This is a genomic window from Streptococcus sp. Marseille-Q8145 (genome assembly GCF_965112035.1).
In genome coordinates this window covers 24,288-40,850 of sequence record NZ_CBCOPQ010000004.1, presented here as the reverse complement: position 1 = coordinate 40,850, position 16,563 = coordinate 24,288, and the positions used below count along the sequence as shown (strand labels likewise).

The window sequence follows — 16,563 nt, the reverse complement described above, 5'->3', positions numbered from 1 at the left end:
TTACAGCCCTACTCAACTGTGCGGAGGTGGGACGACGAAATAGAATTCTAACGAATTACCGATTTCTGTCCCACTCTCTATCTCTTTTATTTTTCTATTATAACACAATTTGGCTATACAGTTAGGACTTTATTAGCAGCTAGTATGCTATTTAGTCTCTTGAACTTTATTCAAATGAAATTGTCCGTCCTTGCCCTTTACAAAGTTTAAGTGGAAGAAGGTTTTATCCTCTGCCCTATAGCCCATAGACATACTGTAATATCCTTTCACCACTGCTTTATAGTAATTGTTGGGGAGTCCCAAATGTTCTATCACTTCTAGATCAGTGATGCCAGTTTCTTCATTTGATGTCATTCCCTTAAGGAAAGAAAGCCGTTCCCCTGTCAAATCCTCATTTTGATAAATATTATAAGCTATGCTAGTAAGATGTAGACCTGAACCAAAATCCCAGAATTGAAGGACGGCAAAGCCTCCTCCCTTCAAATCATAGATCAGTGATAACAATTTATCCTTCTTGCCAATCACCGTTTCATCGCTGCTTTTAGCCAAACCATGTTGATGAACAAAGTCGGACACTGTGATATTTCTATCCTCGTCCTCTTCAATCTTATACTTTATAAAATCCCTTGGTTCCCAATCCAAAACTTCGGCATTTGAAGAAGAATATTTTGCTTCTGTTCTTACAAACGGATTCTTTCTGTAAGAATTGGTCCAATTCCCGATTAAGACAAGTAGGCCGATAACAAGGCCAATCAGGGCTAGAGCACTCACTAGCTTGAAAAATGGTGATTTGTGTTTAAACTTTGCGGTTCTCTTAAAAGTTGACTTTGATTCTTGTCTTGTGCCTTCCTTGAGGTTTGTTTCAGCTAGCAAACTAGCTCCTTCCTTAGACTCTCGTTTTAAGGGTTCCCTAGTTCTACTAAATTTTCCCTTATGTTCCCTTCGTAATTTTTCTAAATCTCTTTTTCCCATCTTTCTATCCTTGTCTGTTTAAGAAAAAATTCCGTGCTCTCAGTCTAGGCTCTCAGACCGTGCTTGTCATCATACTTTTTAGACGGTAAAGCCCATTCACTTCGTCAAAAAACAAAGAAACTGTCATATTGTCCGTGGTTGAATATTCAAGAAGAAGTGAATCAACTTGCCACTTAACTGGTTTAGAAGCATAAATAGTTTTAGGCATTCCCAGTTCTTCTATGGCTTGCTTGACTTCCATCCCTTCTCGATCACTTTTGGGAATGAGCGACCGATAATCATCAACTGTCTTCGTAATCGATTCCCCAGCATTCCGGAAGAAAGCGGCAGATACCGTATAGAGCTCCATTCCTCCTCCAGTACTCCTAAGACGCATATTAACAACTCCTTTTCTTCCTACTAAATTGTAGGAAAGTATCACCAATTTACTGCCTTTCACGCGATTATCCACACTCCCAGAGCTGGCTTTCCCATACTTCTCAACGATATCCTCTGGAGACACATTAGGTTGGTTCATGGTTTTAATCAACTCGAATATCTCTTCGAATGGAAAATCGACCTCTCGATTCTTTTCAATAAAAGCTGAATTCCCCTCCGTCAGGATCTCAATCTTATTTTCTGATTCTGTTGGAACAGTATGAACAGACGATATAGCTGATTGATTTCCCTCTGACTTAAAAGTTGGTCGCATATACACCATCAAGAAGCTAATCAGTCCCACTAGACCTGCGGCAATCACTAAGAGTGAGGCATAACGAGATAGCACAGACTTTGCTAAAAGCTGGCCATTAGGTTTGCCTGTTGACTCTGTTCTCTGCGTGTATTTCCTTGTTTCTTCCTTTGTCTGTTCGAGGGTAGCTTCTCCCCTTTCCCGCTGATTCTTGACCGACGAAGTGTTTCTAGCTTTAAACTTGGATTTGTGTTCCCGCCTCAATGCTTCTAAATTTCTATCTTTCACCTTTTCACCTATCAACTAAATACTTGATTGCTCATTCCCTTTCTACAAACAGCTGATGCTCCTGCTAGGAAAGCGCTACCGAGCACCTGCATCTCCCGCTTCGCTTGCCAAACCTGAGCTGTCTTTCAATCGATAGCTCTGAGTGTCATCTTTTTCAAAAGAAAAACTAACCTCTTGACCATCCTCCAAACGATAAGAAATTGATAAAGTGGTATAGCTCAAGATTCCCCCATGCCAATCGAGGCGCTCTGGAAGTCCCAACTGACTGACAATCTCTTGATAGGTCTTTCCTTTCTCTATACCAGAAAGATCTTGACGAGTGAGCTGAGCATTTCGGTTAGGCAGTTGCGCACTACTGAGATGCGTACATTTTAGGGATTCCAACTTAAGAGTTTCAGAAGGACCAAGATAGCTCTTAAAAGAGAGGTTAACTTTCGCTTCCGTCCCTGCTTGTGAATAGTTTAAATCTATTGTCTTGATTAGGTCATCTTGGTTCGTTTCCCTACCAGACTCAGCTTTCCCTAACTTTGCAACCACCTCGTCGACCTTTGTCAGATTTGGAACCGATGAAGTGAAGTCTGAGAATAAAGAAGTGATATCATCATAGGTGATATGAAACTGATACTCCTCTTTCTTAGCAATCCATTCTGGACGATTATCAGATTTTAAATCTTGATCCTTTCCATATGAGTCTAACATACGAGAAATAGCTGCAGCTTCTTCCATGCGTTTTATATCATCATTCTTTTTCCACTGCTCTACTATGCTATACATTGAGGCTATAATCCCCAAACTAGAAAGTAGCATCACCCTTATCTTAGAAAAGATTCCTCGTTTTTTCTTCCTAAACTCTACTTTATCTGTCTCTCTAGCAAGCTCATTGGAGCTTATTCGCGGAGAAAGCTTGGTCTGCTTTGCTTCAGTTACAAGGCCTGACATCGGCTGGCTAGCTTGATTTCCACGAAGGACTTGGTTTTGTTTTTTAGCTTTCAGTGATTCTAAGCTAGAAATAAGGCGCTTCAGCTCTCTCTGCTTTAATTCCAACAAATTCTGTGATAGAAGCGACAGAGGCTCCTTCACCTGCTGAGCTCCTTCTAATTGCTCAGAAAACACCGGCTGGTCTTGAGAACTTGGTTTAGCCCCATAGCCGGTTTTGTCCTCTATCGAAGAAATGTCAGATAGCTCATTGCTTGAGCTCTCTATTGGAAATACCACTTTTGATGGAGACGAACCTGAAGGACGAGGTTGATTTTCTTCTGCCCCTCTCTGCGCTTCTTGCAATTTAGCAGACGGTTTGATGTATTGGTCTTCCTTGGTTTTCCATTTGGATAGAAAGGATGATTGGCTATTTGCTGGCTTTTTCGTTTGGGCCTTCTTGAATTTTGATTGATGTTTCTGCCTCAAAGCTTCCAGATTTCTCTTTCCCATAACTCCTCCTCATCTATTGACTCTTCTATCATTGAAAAGACGACCCTATTAACCGTTAACAATTCCTACCGCTGAATGCTACTATTCTCTTTTCTATACCATTCATACTGGGGGTAACATCCAGCGATTGTCTGCACCATGAAACTTGTCATGCTAATATAACTTTATTCCAGTATATCATATTTTGAACTGGCTTAGCTTGAAAGCATACAAGCAAAAAGGCACGAACTCTCGTCCGTGCCCATGAAAATAACTATTTATGACTATTTTTGTTTCACTTTTTCAGCCAATAATAACTTCATCAGGACTCCTTTCCAATCTTGGTCTTCTGTTTTTCTAGAACCGTCCAAATAGCAGCCAGCTCAACTTTCTAGATAAAAGTCTATCACATTGCTACTGCATCTTCTCTGATTGTAACATATAATCAGGGAAAGGAAAACTGCTGCTGAATAGATAAGTAAGTAAAAGACAAGCTAGATAGCGAGCTAACTAACAAAACATGATAAAATCTATTTTTTAAAATAGCAAAAAACCTCCTAGAAGGGAGGTTGTGCCTAGTTTTAGACTTTTATTTTTCTAAATTGCTTGATTTGAAATTTTATTATGGTCAAGCAGTTTCGAAAATCTGAATGGTAGAGCTCTTTTCAATTACTACTGCTTGGTCTGCTGCAACATGGAGAGTGCCCGGCAGGCTGCCCTCTTTTGAACCATCAAAAGAAATCGTGATATGGCCCAGTCCAGTTAAATTTTTTTCTACTACATTTCCTACGGCAGTAATCGAATATTCCTGACTATCTACGACTAGCTTTCCACCTTCTAGTATTGCACCTAGAAGATTTTTGTTATCGATTTTAAAACAATACTCTGCTAAGTCTTCCGGAGCTTCTTCTCCAAACAAAATGAGCATATTGGCATCTTGAATCATATTCTGAGCTTCAGGCCCCACTTGAATTACTTTAGCTTCAAAAATTTTCTTCATCTAATTCCTATTCATCCTTTCTCAAATCTGTCATAAACTTATGCTTATAGATAAGTTTAACATAATAGTTGCTATGTTTACGTGCATCTATCAAAGGTCTACTGATAAAGACCAATACTAGCTATCCAAGCTACTAGCACCCGCGGAACACCATTGAGGAAGCGTGAATAAAGCACAGAAGGGACACCAACCTCAACTGTTTCAGACTTGGCTTCAGATAGACCGAGTGCTACAGGAATGAAATCACAACCGTTTTGAGTGTTGATAGCAAATATAGCTGGCAGAGCCATTTGGGGCGGAATATTCCCTTTGCCGATTTCAACTCCAATTAAGGTTCCAATAATCTGACTGATAACAGCTCCGGGGCCTAACAAAGGAGATAGGAATGGCAAGGAACAGATAAAGCCAATCAAAATGAGTCCCCAGATGTTCCCTGCTAGGGGAACCATTAATTTTGCCAGCCAATTTCCAACACCGGAACCTTGAATAACCCCAATCAGCAAGGAAACAAAGGCCATGAAAGGAATGATTGTGTTGAGCATTGTTTGGATGGCTTCACGAGCAGCCTGGTTGAAAGTCGCAACGACCTTCCCAGCGCCCATCCCAATTCGTGCTACAATACTTGTTTCAGCTTTTTGCTCTGTAATTTTTTTAGTAGTATCGTAAGTTGGCTTTTCTGTTACCACAGTTGTCTCTTTTTCATCTTCATTAGCAGCAGAAATTTGATTAAGGCCAACTGCTGACACATAGATTTCCTCAGTGATATATTGAGCTAGAGGGCCACTTTTCCCTGTAGCGACGATATTGATTGTAGGGATCCCCTTTTTAGGATAAATACCGCAGCGAAGAGTACCGCCACAATCCACGATTGCTAAAGCAATTTCCTCATCAGGGATAGAAGTTTTAAACCCGTTAACAGCTTCCATACCGGTCAAATCAGCAATTTTATCTACAATATCTGGCTTTTCTCCGCCGCCAGTGATATAGATAAATTTGTGCTTAGCCTCACTAGGTGTAATGACCAAAGGTCCTCCGAAGCCGCCATTTCCTTTAACAACTTTTATACTCTTATATGACATAATTTCACTCTTTCTATCAATCAAATGTTTTACTCAAGGTAACACCTTGCTGTTTTGCTACATAAGCAGTTGTAAAATCGGTCACCCAACCGCCTACAAAGTTCATGACAAGCCCAACAAGCATGTAACGAATGGCTAAGTCCATTTGACTTAAACCTAAAGTTTGAATTCCTGTTGCAATTCCCATCCATACAAACAATTCCCCAGGATTGATATGCGGAAATACACCATTTGAAGTGTGGCAGAACTGCATCTGAGCTGCTACAAAACTAGGTTTATAATATTCTGGTAAGAAACGTCCCATACTGATTGACATCGGATTCCCCAGCATAAAGGCTGAAATGAAAGGTAAAATCATATACCGGCTAACAGGATTTTTGGCAGAAATCTTAGCCAGGGAATTGACCTTCTCTTCTCCCAAGAAAGCGATAAGTGTATTCATTGCAATCAATAGCATTAAGACAAGCGGTACAATATTTGTCATCCAGCTAATAAAGGTTTCTCCACCTAATTGGAAGAGTTTCATAAAACTCTCTGCAAAATTTGTAATGTGATTCATAAGGAACTCCCTTTCTTATTTTTTTTAAATAACTGTTTAATAGATAATTGTAAGTAATTCGCATAAAAGCCGAATCCCAGAAAAGAATCAGATGAACTTGTCTCTTTCTCAATACCTGCCTCATGCCAAAGATAGACTTTTCTAGCATCTTCTATGGCTGATTGCATCAACTTATTTTCTTTTCTCACAAGAGGATTATACTTGTCAAAATAATGGATGTCTTCTCCAACATAATCGTCCATATTTTGAAAACGTGCTAAGATTGTGACTCCTTGCATTTTGCTAGCTTTAAGAACCCGACCGTTTTCATCAACCGCGAACATGACAATCGTACCGGATTTGATTCTTCCGGACTCCCTGCCAATCGCTACGCGCCCCAGTTTTCGGAGCATCGTATAGGTCTTATTGAAGTCTTTAAGTTGCTGCCAGCCGAGGAACATTTGAAATACATAAGCTGCCATGACAAATACAGCGAAAATTATTAGCGAACTCATTAAAATACTCCTTTACTCTTAGAAAATGATAGAAACTCTGTCTCTGTTTCTACAGCCCTCAATGCTTCTTTTAGAGAAGGCTCTCCTGCAATTCGAAAAATATCGTCATACAATTCCAGCAATTCACTTTCCATTTTTCTTTCAATTTCTGAGGGAATGGCGACTAGAAAGATAAATTCAATCCATTCATCTTCTTTTTGATAAGGCTCTTCTAGTTTTCCGAACATTAAAATAGTCTTTGCATAACCCTGGTTAATTGTATGGGGGAAGGCAATTCCTCCACCAAAAATGGTTGATTGCTTTTTCTCCCTATCAATTATCCGATTTCTAAACCCTTCATCAATCATCTGAAGCTTCTCTAACTCTGCAACCATATTTAGCAAGTATTGCTGATAGGTTTTTTGGGGGCTCAACCGAAGAAAGCGCAAGCTGACTGTTTCTAGATTTTTTTGATGAAAAGCATTGGCCCTCTGCCATTCTTCCTGCAGCCATTGATCATCAAAAAGATGATTAACCTGAATGACTGGAGATTTGGAATTTTTATATTTCAGAGGCACCGTCGTAAAAATTGCAAAATATTCCTGGTTCAGCTCTACATTAAAATCCTCTTCAGAATGTTGGGTAATGTCTATATCATTTCCAAGGACTCGCCTGAGTTGCTGAATAATCATCGCAGCAGTTCCTCTTCCTGTTGTGCAAACTACAGCTATCTGCTTGCGAGAACCCTTAACAGCAGAATTTTGCTTTCTTAAAATCATTTCAAAATACAAAGCCAGATATCCGATTTCAGATAATTCCAATTCAGAACCAAAAATTACAGATAGTTCTTCTCCAGCTATTTTTGCCATTTCAAAAGCAAAAGGATATTGAGTTTGAACCTCGCCATGAAATATATCATTAGCTTGCACATGGAAAATCAGTCGATTGATTAAGGGGCCTAGATGAGATTTGATTTCTTCAAATAATTCTTCATCATCAAAGTGAACCAACATTGTCTCTTTGACTTTCTTGACAATCCCTTGAAAAATGTTTGAAAGCTGTTCAGATTGATAAGACGGCTTGCTTAAAGTGTCAATAAAACGGACATTAAACGGAAAACACAAAAAGTCTATCTCAAACTGACTGAGGGAAATCTTATAAGTCATCTCAATATGATAGATTAATTTCTCAGCCAAATGTGTCTCTGTTAAATCATTCCTATAGTAAGGAATAGGACAATTCAACACTCTAGATGTATGAATACGCTCCACCATAATTGAAATGGTCTTTCGAAGGAGTTCCTGTGTTTCTTTAGGGATTTTATAGTCCTGAACTAGCGTCTCCAGAAAAGAAGATGTTGCCTCAGTGAGTGTCCTTCCTTCAAAGTAAGGAGCCACTTGGTGAATATAGAGCAAGCGCAAATTCAGCTCGCTCCCCAAGACCTCCAGCCCACGGTTGGGCTTTCCTGAAATAGTGATAGAGTAACTCTCTGCCAAAGATTTTACTTGTTTCAAATCCTTATTAAGGGTACTTCTACTAACACCTACTTCCTCAGCCAAGTCGTCAATAAGAAGAGGGGAGGTTGACTCAATTAAACGTTTTAGCAAATAGGCAATTCTTTTACTGGAAGAATTGAAGTCACTCTCCTGTTTTAAACTACCAGATAAAATCCTTTCCAACTCTGTATAGTCATATACTTCTAACATTAACTGATCATCTTGTGCGATAATCTGGATATTAGGAGCCAAAACATCATTTAATTGTTGGATACTCTTTTGCAAGGTTTGCAAGCTAATATCCAGTTCTGAGCGCATATCTACCAAGGAATAAGTTGGCTGCGAGACCATTTTATCTAAAATATTATACCACCGATTTACTAAGGTCAACTCTCTTCCCTACCTTCATTGTTTTAACCGCGAGTTTTACCTCCGGCAATATTTGTAGTGACACCTGTTATATAGCTAGAACGGTCTGAAATATAGAACGCTACAAGATCAGCTACTTCCCGTAGTTTCCCACTCCGTCCCAATGGAGTCGTTGAAGTTGAAGCATAACCAGCTCGAATATCTTCTACCGTCTTTCCACGAGTATAAGCAAGAGCTTCCTCATAAGAAAGAGTTCGAAGTCCCGTAGCTTCCATAATTCCTGGAGCAATTCCAACCACACGTACACCATGTTTACCAAGCTCTTTCGCCCATGAACGAGTGTAACTATAGACTGCCGCTTTCGTTGCAGCATAGGCACTTTGTCCTTCAGAACCTTCCAAGCCTGCTTCTGAAGCCATGTTCACAATTACACCTTTTCCGTTTTGAACCAGAATCCGGCCTACTGCCTGACTAACCAAATACAGACCTTTTTGGTTAATCATTGTTACTTTTTCAAACGTTTCATCGTCTAACTCGTAAGGACCTTTAGGATTTTCTGCATCAATTAATAATCTAGGAACATTAATCCCTGCATTATTGACTACCGCATCAATATTGCCAAATCTTTCAACTATTTTGGCAACACCCTCTTCTACTTCAGAGCGAGAAGTTACATCAACTTTTACAAATAATAGATTCGGGTGACGTAAATCGTTGTCGCTAAGATCAAAATTCGCTACATTGACTCCTAATTCCAACAATTCTTCGACGATTGCCTTACCAATCCCAGATGACGCACCCGTCACAAGAACTGTTTTGCCTTTAATGTCTAACCAATCATTCATTTTGATACCTCTCAAATTTTATTTACAAGGCAATTATACAGCGCTTTCATAAAAGAATTAAGACACTCTTTTTTACACTGTTCAAAAAAATAATAAACTAATTAAGAGGCTTGTACTAAAAAATCCACAAGAAATGAACCTGTGGATCTTTTTATATCCTGAATGAACTCAAAGCATATGAGAATCAAAGGCGTGCATTCAACTCAGCACCCAGCTCTTCAAAGCCTGGTTTCCCAAGAAGAGCAAACATGTTTTTCTTATAAGCCTCAACTCCAGGCTGATCAAATGGATTGATACCATTCAGGTAGCCAGAAAGAGCAATAGCTAACTCAAAGAAGTAAATAGTATAGCCCAAAGTGAACTCATCTTGCTCAGGCAGGGTCACAAACATATTTGGCACTCCGCCGTCTGTGTGAGCTAACAGCACTCCATCTGTTGCTTTCTTATTGACAAAGTCAACATCTTTTCCTTGCAGATAGCCAAGGCCATCCAAGTCTTCTGCTAATTCAGGAATCAACACATTTTTGCGAGGCTTATCTACACGAATAACTGTTTCAAAGAGGATACGAGTTCCTTCTTGAATAAATTGCCCCAAAGAGTGCAGGTCTGTTGAGAAGTTGGCTGAAGTTGGGTAGATACCTTTTTGGTCTTTACCTTCTGACTCACCAGCCAGTTGCTTCCACCATTCTGAGAAGTATTGCAAAGATGGTTCGTAGTTAGCTAGAACTTCTGTCAGATAACCTTTACGGTACAAGATATTGCGTACAACTGCATATTGATATGCTTCATTTTCAGCCAACTTATCAGAAGCATAAGCCTTGCGAGCAGCATTTGCTCCTTCCATCAACTTGCTGATATCAGCCCCTGCAGCTGCGATTGGCAAGAGTCCCACTGCTGTCAATACTGTAAAACGACCACCAACACTATCAGGCACTACAAAAGTATCCCAGCCATTAGCATCTGCTTCAACCTTAACTGCACCTTTAGCGCGGTCTGTAGTTGCATAAATCCGTTTATTTGCTTCTTCCTGACCATACTTCTTAACCAAGAGTTCTTTGAAGACACGGAAAGCAATAGCAGGCTCTGTAGTTGTTCCTGACTTAGAAATAACGTTGACAGAGAAATCTTTGTCTGATACATAATCTACCAAATCAGCCAAATAGCTTGAAGAGATAGAATTACCAGCATAGAGGATTTGAGGTGCCTTACGTTCTTCCTTGCTTTGTAGATTTACAAAAGAATTATTCAAGAAATCAATCGCTGCACGTGCCCCTAAATAAGATCCTCCAATACCGATGACGATTAACACTTCACTATCAGATTGGATTTTAGCAGCCGCCTTTTGAATACGAGCAAATTCATCTTTATCATATTCTTCAGGCAAATTCAACCAGCCTGTCATTTCTGCTCCAGGACCTGTTCCATTTCGTAGAGCATTATCTGCTGCAGTCACTTGAGGCTGCATATAATCTAATTCATGTGGTGCTACAAACTTATCCAGTACCTTTGAATAGTCAAATTTAATATGTGTCATGTTTATCCTCCAATTGTTCTTTTCTTTTATGATAACGCTTTAAGAAAAAATAAGCAAGTACTTTTACTATTTTAAAACGTTTACATTTTTTATTCTATACTATTTTTCTAAATAAGCTAACCCTAGGACATAACTGATAGCAATCGTTTGCGCAAGTCAACAAATCTTAGGCCTATTGAGAAGAACAGTTTTGATTGACAAGAAAACCAATATGCTTCTTAAGATTGGATGTCAGCTGAATTCATTTCAGGTCCGTTCAAACTAGATTCACTGCTCCAATATTCATCTGCGCCTTTTAGGCTTGATTCATCAAGGGCAATAGAAAAGAGCACACAGTTCAAATCGCTTAGGGCTGCTGGATTCCTCCCCTGACCCGCTTCACGCAGAACTGTTGCTCCATTAATTAGTATAACACAAACTTTCTTTTTTGGCTAATTTTCTTTACTTTTTCCTGCGATTTCTGAAAAAGTTCTGCATAATCGCCGCACATTCTTCTTCTAAAAGGCCGCTTTCAACCTCTACGCGATGATTCAACCGCTCATCCGTCAGAATATCGTAGAGACTACCCCCAGCCCCGAATTTCTGGTTTTTCGCCCCATAGATCACCTTGGGAATGCGAGCCAGACCGATGGCTCCGCTGCACATGACGCAGGGCTCAATCGTGACAAAAAGCGTCGTATCCAGCAGGCGCCAGCTATTTTCATGCTGATTGGCCTCCTCAATCGCCATGATTTCCGCATGCATGACCGCCCGCTGCAGCTCCTCACGCGCATTATGCCCGCGTCCGACGATCTGACCATCCTTGACCAAAACACAACCAATCGGTATTTCATCATTGGCGAGGGCAATCTCCGCCTCCTTCAGCGCTTCCCTCATAAACATTTCTTTTTCCTCTATCGTGTAATCCATCTCTTCCCTCTTCCTTTTAGTTTCTTTGTTCATTATACCACAGGCAGCTTATGACTCACAAAAAAGCCGCCGATTGGGCGACTCTTATGGGAGATTATTATGAAAAAGTTTAGGAGGTTTAAACAAAGTTAGGAGGTCTTTGTTTATGCTTCTAGTATAGCTGGTCTATCTTAAATAAAGCTTAAGCTTTTTGAGTATTGATAATTTTAGCAATTTCTCCAACTTCTTGGACAATATAGGTGGCGCCGGCTTCTTCCAATTCTTCCTTGCTACCAAAGCCATAAAGGACACCGATAGAATCAAGCTTTTGCGCTTGAGCCCCAAGCACATCGTGCTCCCTGTCTCCAATCATGATGGTATGCGCCAAATCTGTAATCCCATTTTGCTCTAAGGCATACTGGATAACATCGCTTTTTTTACTACGTTTTCTATCCATGGTCGCACCAGCAACAAAGTCAAAATAATCATACAAGCCAAAGTGCTTGAGAATCTGAATGGAAAATTCTTCAGGTTTTGACGTAGCTATAATCAACTGTTTGCCAGCCTGCTTCAGAGAAGCTAGCAAGTCAGGTATACCTGGATAGACCTCATTTTCATAAAGGCCTTTTTCAGAAAAGTACTCATGATAGTAGTCAATGGCCTTTAAACATTCTTCCTTAGAAAATCCATAAAAGCGCTCAAAAGAATCCTGCAAGGGCGGACCGATGAAGACTCTTAATGCTTTCTTGTCTGGCACTTGAATCCCATATTTTCCTAAGGCATAGGCCACTGAGTTGGTAATCCCTAGTTCTGAATTGGTCAAGGTGCCGTCTAGGTCAAATAAAATCGTTTGATACATTTTTTCCTCTTTCTGCTTTCAAAAAGAGGCTGGGACAAAGTCCTAGCCTCTCAATTGTCTTTGGATTGTCGAGTAAGACGCAGTGGTGAGTGGGCTCTATTACGCTGATTTCATCAGCTTTTACAGCCCTACTCAATTGTGCGGAGGTGGGACGACGAAATCGAATTCTAACGAATTACCGATTTCTGTCCCACTCTCTTGTCTTCATTTGCTTATAAACTAGACCAAACACTTTCCAAAATATTGGTTTGCTCACGACCTGGTCCGACTGAGAAGGTCGAAATGCGGACTCCAACCAGTTCGCTGACACGGCGAACATAATTGCGGGCATTTTCTGGCAGGTCTTCTAGACTGCGGACACCAGTGATGTCTTCTGACCAACCTGGCAATTCTTCATAGATTGGCTTGCAGCGCTTGAGCTGCTCCAAACTTGCTGGATAATGGTCGATTCGCTCCCCATCCAAGTCATAGGCCACACAGATTTTGACTGTATCCAGACCACTCAAAACGTCAATAGAGTTGAGGGAAAGATTGGTAATGCCTGATACACGGCGGCTGTGGCGCATAACAACGGAGTCAAACCAGCCCACACGACGCGGACGGCCCGTCGTTGTACCGTATTCATGGCCCACTTCGCGGATACGTTCGCCCACTTCATCAAACAATTCAGTTGGGAATGGTCCATCACCGACACGGCTCGTATAGGCCTTGCAGACACCAACTACCTTGTCAATCTTGCTTGGACCAACACCTGAACCGATCGTTACCCCGCCGGCAACTGGGTTAGACGAGGTTACAAATGGATAGGTACCTTGGTCAATATCCAGCATAACGCCTTGTGCCCCTTCAAAGAGGACACGCTTGCCTTGATCCAGCGCATCATTGAGGATGACTGATGTGTCGGTCACATACTGCTTGATTTGCTGACCGTATTCATAATATTCTTCAAAGATATCGTCAACGCTCATCGCTTGGCTATCGTACAATTTCTCAAAAAGGCGGTTTTTCTCAGCTAGATTCCGCTCCAAGCGCTCTCTGAAAATGTCTTTATCCAAGAGGTCAGCGATACGGATACCAACACGCGCAGCCTTGTCCATGTAGGCAGGACCGATTCCCTTGATTGTGGTACCGATTTTATTGTCGCCTTTAGCTTCCTCTTGCAGGCGATCCAGCTCGATATGGTAAGGCAGGATGACATGGGCACGGTCTGAAATGCGCAAATTATCTGTGGTAACACCTTCTTGGTGCAGATAAGCCAACTCCTTGACCAGAGATTTAGGATTGACCACCATCCCATTTCCGATCACTGAGATTTTTTCTGGGAAGAAAATTCCTGACGGAATCAAGTGCAATTTATATTTTTTTCCGTCAATCACAATCGTATGTCCAGCATTGTCACCGCCTTGGTAGCGGGCAATCACTTCAGCATTGGCCGAAAGGAAATCCGTAATTTTCCCTTTTCCTTCATCTCCCCACTGGGTTCCTACAACAACAACTGATGTCATAATTTCGTCTGAGCTACGAGAGCTCTTCCTTTCTTAATCTACAAGGCAGGAGTTTCACCTGCAAACGTATCTTACACTTTATTATAAGAAAATTTTGAATTTTTTTCAAGATTAGGTATCTTTTAAATTTGGATTTTCACTTTTGAAAACGAATAATTCTTTTTAAAATTTTCTATTTTCACGAAATATATCCAACAAATGGCGATAAAAGTTCGGAAATTCATTAAAAACGTAGTGAATAGTTGTTTTCTGGCCTTTTTTATAATAGACTGAAAGTACTATACTAAGGACGGAAAAAATGATGACTATTGATCGTTTACTTGAAAAGCTAGACCCTGCCAGCCCGATCTTACAGGCGACTTTTGGACTGGAGAGAGAATCCCTACGCGTGACAGAGGCTGGGACACTGGCATCAACTCCCCATCCCAGCTCTCTGGGTTCTCGGAGTTTTCATCCCTATATCCAGACGGATTTTAGCGAGCAACAGCTCGAATTGATTACGCCCATCGCCTCTTCAACTCAGGAGGCTCGTCGCCTGCTGGGTGCCATCACCGATGTAGCTGGACGCTCCATTCCCCAAGTTGAACTCATGTGGCCCTTGTCCATGCCTCCCCAACTCCGAGAAGACGAGATTGAAATCGCCCACCTCGAAAATGCCTACGAATTCCATTATCGTCAAGGTTTAGCGGAAAAATATGGCAAACGCCTCCAGACCATTTCCGGCATTCATTACAATATCGAGCTAGGAAAAGATTTGATGACGTCTCTCTTTGAGGCTAGCAACTTTTCTTCCTTCAAGGATTTCAAAAATGCCCTCTATCTCAAATTAGCTCGCAATTTCCTCCGTTTCCGCTGGTTCTTGACCTATCTTTATGGTGCGGCTCCACTGGCAGAAGCTGGCTTTTACGATGAGCCAGTTGAGGCTCCTGTCCGTTCACTCCGAAATAGCCATCACGGCTACGTCAATGACGAGCATATCCATGTATCATTTCGCTCGCTGGAAAGCTATGTCTCGGACATCGAGGACTATGTCGGGTCTGGCGACCTAAGTGCGGAAAAGGAATTTTACTCGCCTGTGCGCTTTCGCGGTCAAAAACGAAATCTAGATTATCTGGAACAAGGCATTACTTACTTGGAACTGCGCTGTTTCGACCTCAATCCTTTCAACGTTTTAGGTATTAGTCAGGAAACCTTGGACACGGTCCATCTCTTTCTCTTGGCTCTATTGTGGCTGGATGATGTGACAGATAGTGATACACAGCTACAAGCGGCTCATGCTCTCAACGATGCCGTTGCTTTGGCTCACCCCTTGACGCCTCTACCTGCAGGGGCCGACAGCTCTGCTATTCTCCATGCTATGGAAAATGTGATCCAGCATTTCAATCTTCCTGCCTCCTACCGTCAATTGCTAGCACAAGTCAGAGCTACGCTGGCTGAGCCCAAGCTGACTCTGGCAGGGCAATTATTGCCCCATATTGAAAAGAATTCCCTCTCAGCATTTGGACTGGCAAAGGCTAAGAAATATCGAGATTACGCTTGGACTGCGCCCTATGCCCTCAAGGGCTATGAAAAGATGGAGCTTTCCACTCAAATGCTTATGTTTGACGCTCTCCAGAAAGGCCTCCATCTCGAGATCCTAGATGAAAATGACCAATTTCTCAAGCTTTGTCACGGTCACCATGTGGAGTATGTCAAGAACGGAAATATGACCTCCAAGGATAACTATGTCATCCCTCTGGCTATGGCCAATAAAACCGTCACCAAAAAGATTTTGGCTGCAGCTGACTTTCCTGTTCCGGCTGGAGCAGAGTTTTCTTCTCTTGAAGAAGGACTGGCCTATTATCCTTTGATTAAAGACCGACAAATTGTTGTCAAACCCAAGTCAACCAACTTTGGACTAGGCATCTCTATCTTCCAAGAACCAGCTAGTCTGGAAGCTTATCGCAAGGCTTTAGAGATCGCTTTTTCAGAAGACGCTGCCGTCTTGGTGGAGGAATTTATCGCTGGAACGGAATACCGCTTCTTTGTCTTAGACGGTCAGTGTGAGGCAGTCCTCTTACGCGTGGCAGCTAATGTGGTCGGAGACGGTCAACATACCGTGAGAGAATTAGTTGCTATCAAAAACGACAATCCCCTACGCGGGCGCGACCATCGTTCACCGCTTGAAATCATTGAACTGGGGGACATTGAACTGCTCATGCTGGACCAGCAAGGCTATGGACCAGATGATATCCTGCCTGATAGAGTCAAGGTTGACTTGCGGCGCAATTCCAACATCTCTACTGGCGGAGACTCGATTGATGTGACTGAAAGTATGCACCCATCTTATAAAGAACTAGCTGCGGACATGGCACGAGCTATGGGAGCTTGGGCTTGTGGCGTTGACCTCATCATCCCTGACAGCTCTGCTATTTCCACCAAGGAAAATCCCAACTGTACCTGCATCGAGCTCAACTTCAATCCCTCTATGTATATGCACACCTATTGTGCTGAGGGGCCGGGACAAAGCATCACCCCTAAAATACTGGCTAAACTTTTCCCAGAAATAGACTGATAAAACAAGAATCGCAGGGGATTCCTTGCGATTCTTGTTTGCCCACTTGTGATAAAAAAGAACTC

General features: G+C 41.6%; 14 protein-coding genes and 1 other RNA gene. 1 reads left to right on the top strand and 14 read right to left on the bottom strand.

Going from position 1 to position 16,563, the window contains the following annotated elements; genetic code table 11:
• Positions 1–147 precede the first annotated feature (147 nt).
• From ACWPVL_RS08450 to ACWPVL_RS08385, 14 genes are all read right to left on the bottom strand, one after another.
• Positions 148–972: a hypothetical protein gene (locus ACWPVL_RS08450; RefSeq protein WP_454388260.1), complete on the bottom strand. Its 825-nt coding sequence runs from the start codon at positions 970–972 to the stop codon at positions 148–150.
• 52 nt (positions 973–1,024) lie between these two features.
• Positions 1,025–1,930, bottom strand: coding sequence for a hypothetical protein (locus ACWPVL_RS08445; protein WP_454388258.1), 906 nt, complete (start codon positions 1,928–1,930; stop codon positions 1,025–1,027).
• 75 nt (positions 1,931–2,005) lie between these two features.
• Positions 2,006–3,358: a hypothetical protein gene (locus tag ACWPVL_RS08440; RefSeq protein ID WP_048791911.1), complete on the bottom strand. Its 1,353-nt coding sequence runs from the start codon at positions 3,356–3,358 to the stop codon at positions 2,006–2,008.
• 607 nt (positions 3,359–3,965) lie between these two features.
• Positions 3,966–4,337, bottom strand: coding sequence for a PTS glucitol/sorbitol transporter subunit IIA (locus ACWPVL_RS08435; RefSeq protein ID WP_048766068.1), 372 nt, complete (start codon positions 4,335–4,337; stop codon positions 3,966–3,968).
• A gap of 98 nt (positions 4,338–4,435) precedes the next feature.
• Entirely contained in the window at positions 4,436–5,416 is a 981-nt protein-coding gene (gene srlE, locus ACWPVL_RS08430; protein ID WP_048766067.1) for a PTS glucitol/sorbitol transporter subunit IIB, read from the bottom strand.
• A 16-nt stretch (positions 5,417–5,432) separates the two neighbouring features.
• Positions 5,433–5,975 carry a PTS glucitol/sorbitol transporter subunit IIC gene (gene srlA, locus ACWPVL_RS08425; protein ID WP_048766064.1) on the bottom strand — a complete coding sequence of 181 codons (543 nt, stop codon included), beginning with the start codon at positions 5,973–5,975 and terminating at the stop codon, positions 5,433–5,435.
• A complete protein-coding gene (locus ACWPVL_RS08420; RefSeq protein WP_048766061.1) occupies positions 5,972–6,469 on the bottom strand; it encodes a transcriptional regulator GutM in 498 nt (165 codons plus the stop codon). The genes srlA and ACWPVL_RS08420 overlap by 4 nt, the downstream gene beginning before the upstream one ends.
• Complete coding sequence (locus ACWPVL_RS08415) at positions 6,469–8,295, bottom strand: BglG family transcription antiterminator (RefSeq protein ID WP_080978303.1); 1,827 nt, start codon at positions 8,293–8,295, stop codon at positions 6,469–6,471. Before ACWPVL_RS08415 ends, ACWPVL_RS08420 begins: the two co-directional genes overlap by 1 nt.
• Positions 8,296–8,357: 62 nt before the next feature.
• A complete protein-coding gene (locus ACWPVL_RS08410) occupies positions 8,358–9,158 on the bottom strand; it encodes an SDR family oxidoreductase (RefSeq protein WP_048766056.1) in 801 nt (266 codons plus the stop codon).
• Positions 9,159–9,342: 184 nt separating this feature from the next.
• Positions 9,343–10,692: a glucose-6-phosphate isomerase gene (locus tag ACWPVL_RS08405; RefSeq protein ID WP_002917809.1), complete on the bottom strand. Its 1,350-nt coding sequence runs from the start codon at positions 10,690–10,692 to the stop codon at positions 9,343–9,345.
• Between the two features lie 310 nt (positions 10,693–11,002).
• Positions 11,003–11,101: signal recognition particle sRNA small type (gene ffs / locus ACWPVL_RS08400), an RNA gene on the bottom strand.
• 32 nt (positions 11,102–11,133) lie between these two features.
• Positions 11,134–11,601, bottom strand: a complete 468-nt coding sequence (tadA, locus tag ACWPVL_RS08395) for a tRNA adenosine(34) deaminase TadA (protein ID WP_179856415.1) — start codon at positions 11,599–11,601, stop codon at positions 11,134–11,136.
• 181 nt (positions 11,602–11,782) lie between these two features.
• Positions 11,783–12,439, bottom strand: coding sequence for an HAD family hydrolase (locus ACWPVL_RS08390; protein ID WP_454388253.1), 657 nt, complete (start codon positions 12,437–12,439; stop codon positions 11,783–11,785).
• 212 nt (positions 12,440–12,651) lie between these two features.
• Entirely contained in the window at positions 12,652–13,944 is a 1,293-nt protein-coding gene (locus ACWPVL_RS08385; RefSeq protein ID WP_048792129.1) for an adenylosuccinate synthase, read from the bottom strand.
• A 301-nt stretch (positions 13,945–14,245) separates the two neighbouring features.
• Between ACWPVL_RS08385 and gshAB the strand changes: the two genes are divergently transcribed.
• Positions 14,246–16,498: a bifunctional glutamate--cysteine ligase GshA/glutathione synthetase GshB gene (gshAB, locus tag ACWPVL_RS08380; protein ID WP_454388617.1), complete on the top strand. Its 2,253-nt coding sequence runs from the start codon at positions 14,246–14,248 to the stop codon at positions 16,496–16,498.
• The last annotated feature ends 65 nt before the right edge of the window (positions 16,499–16,563 follow it).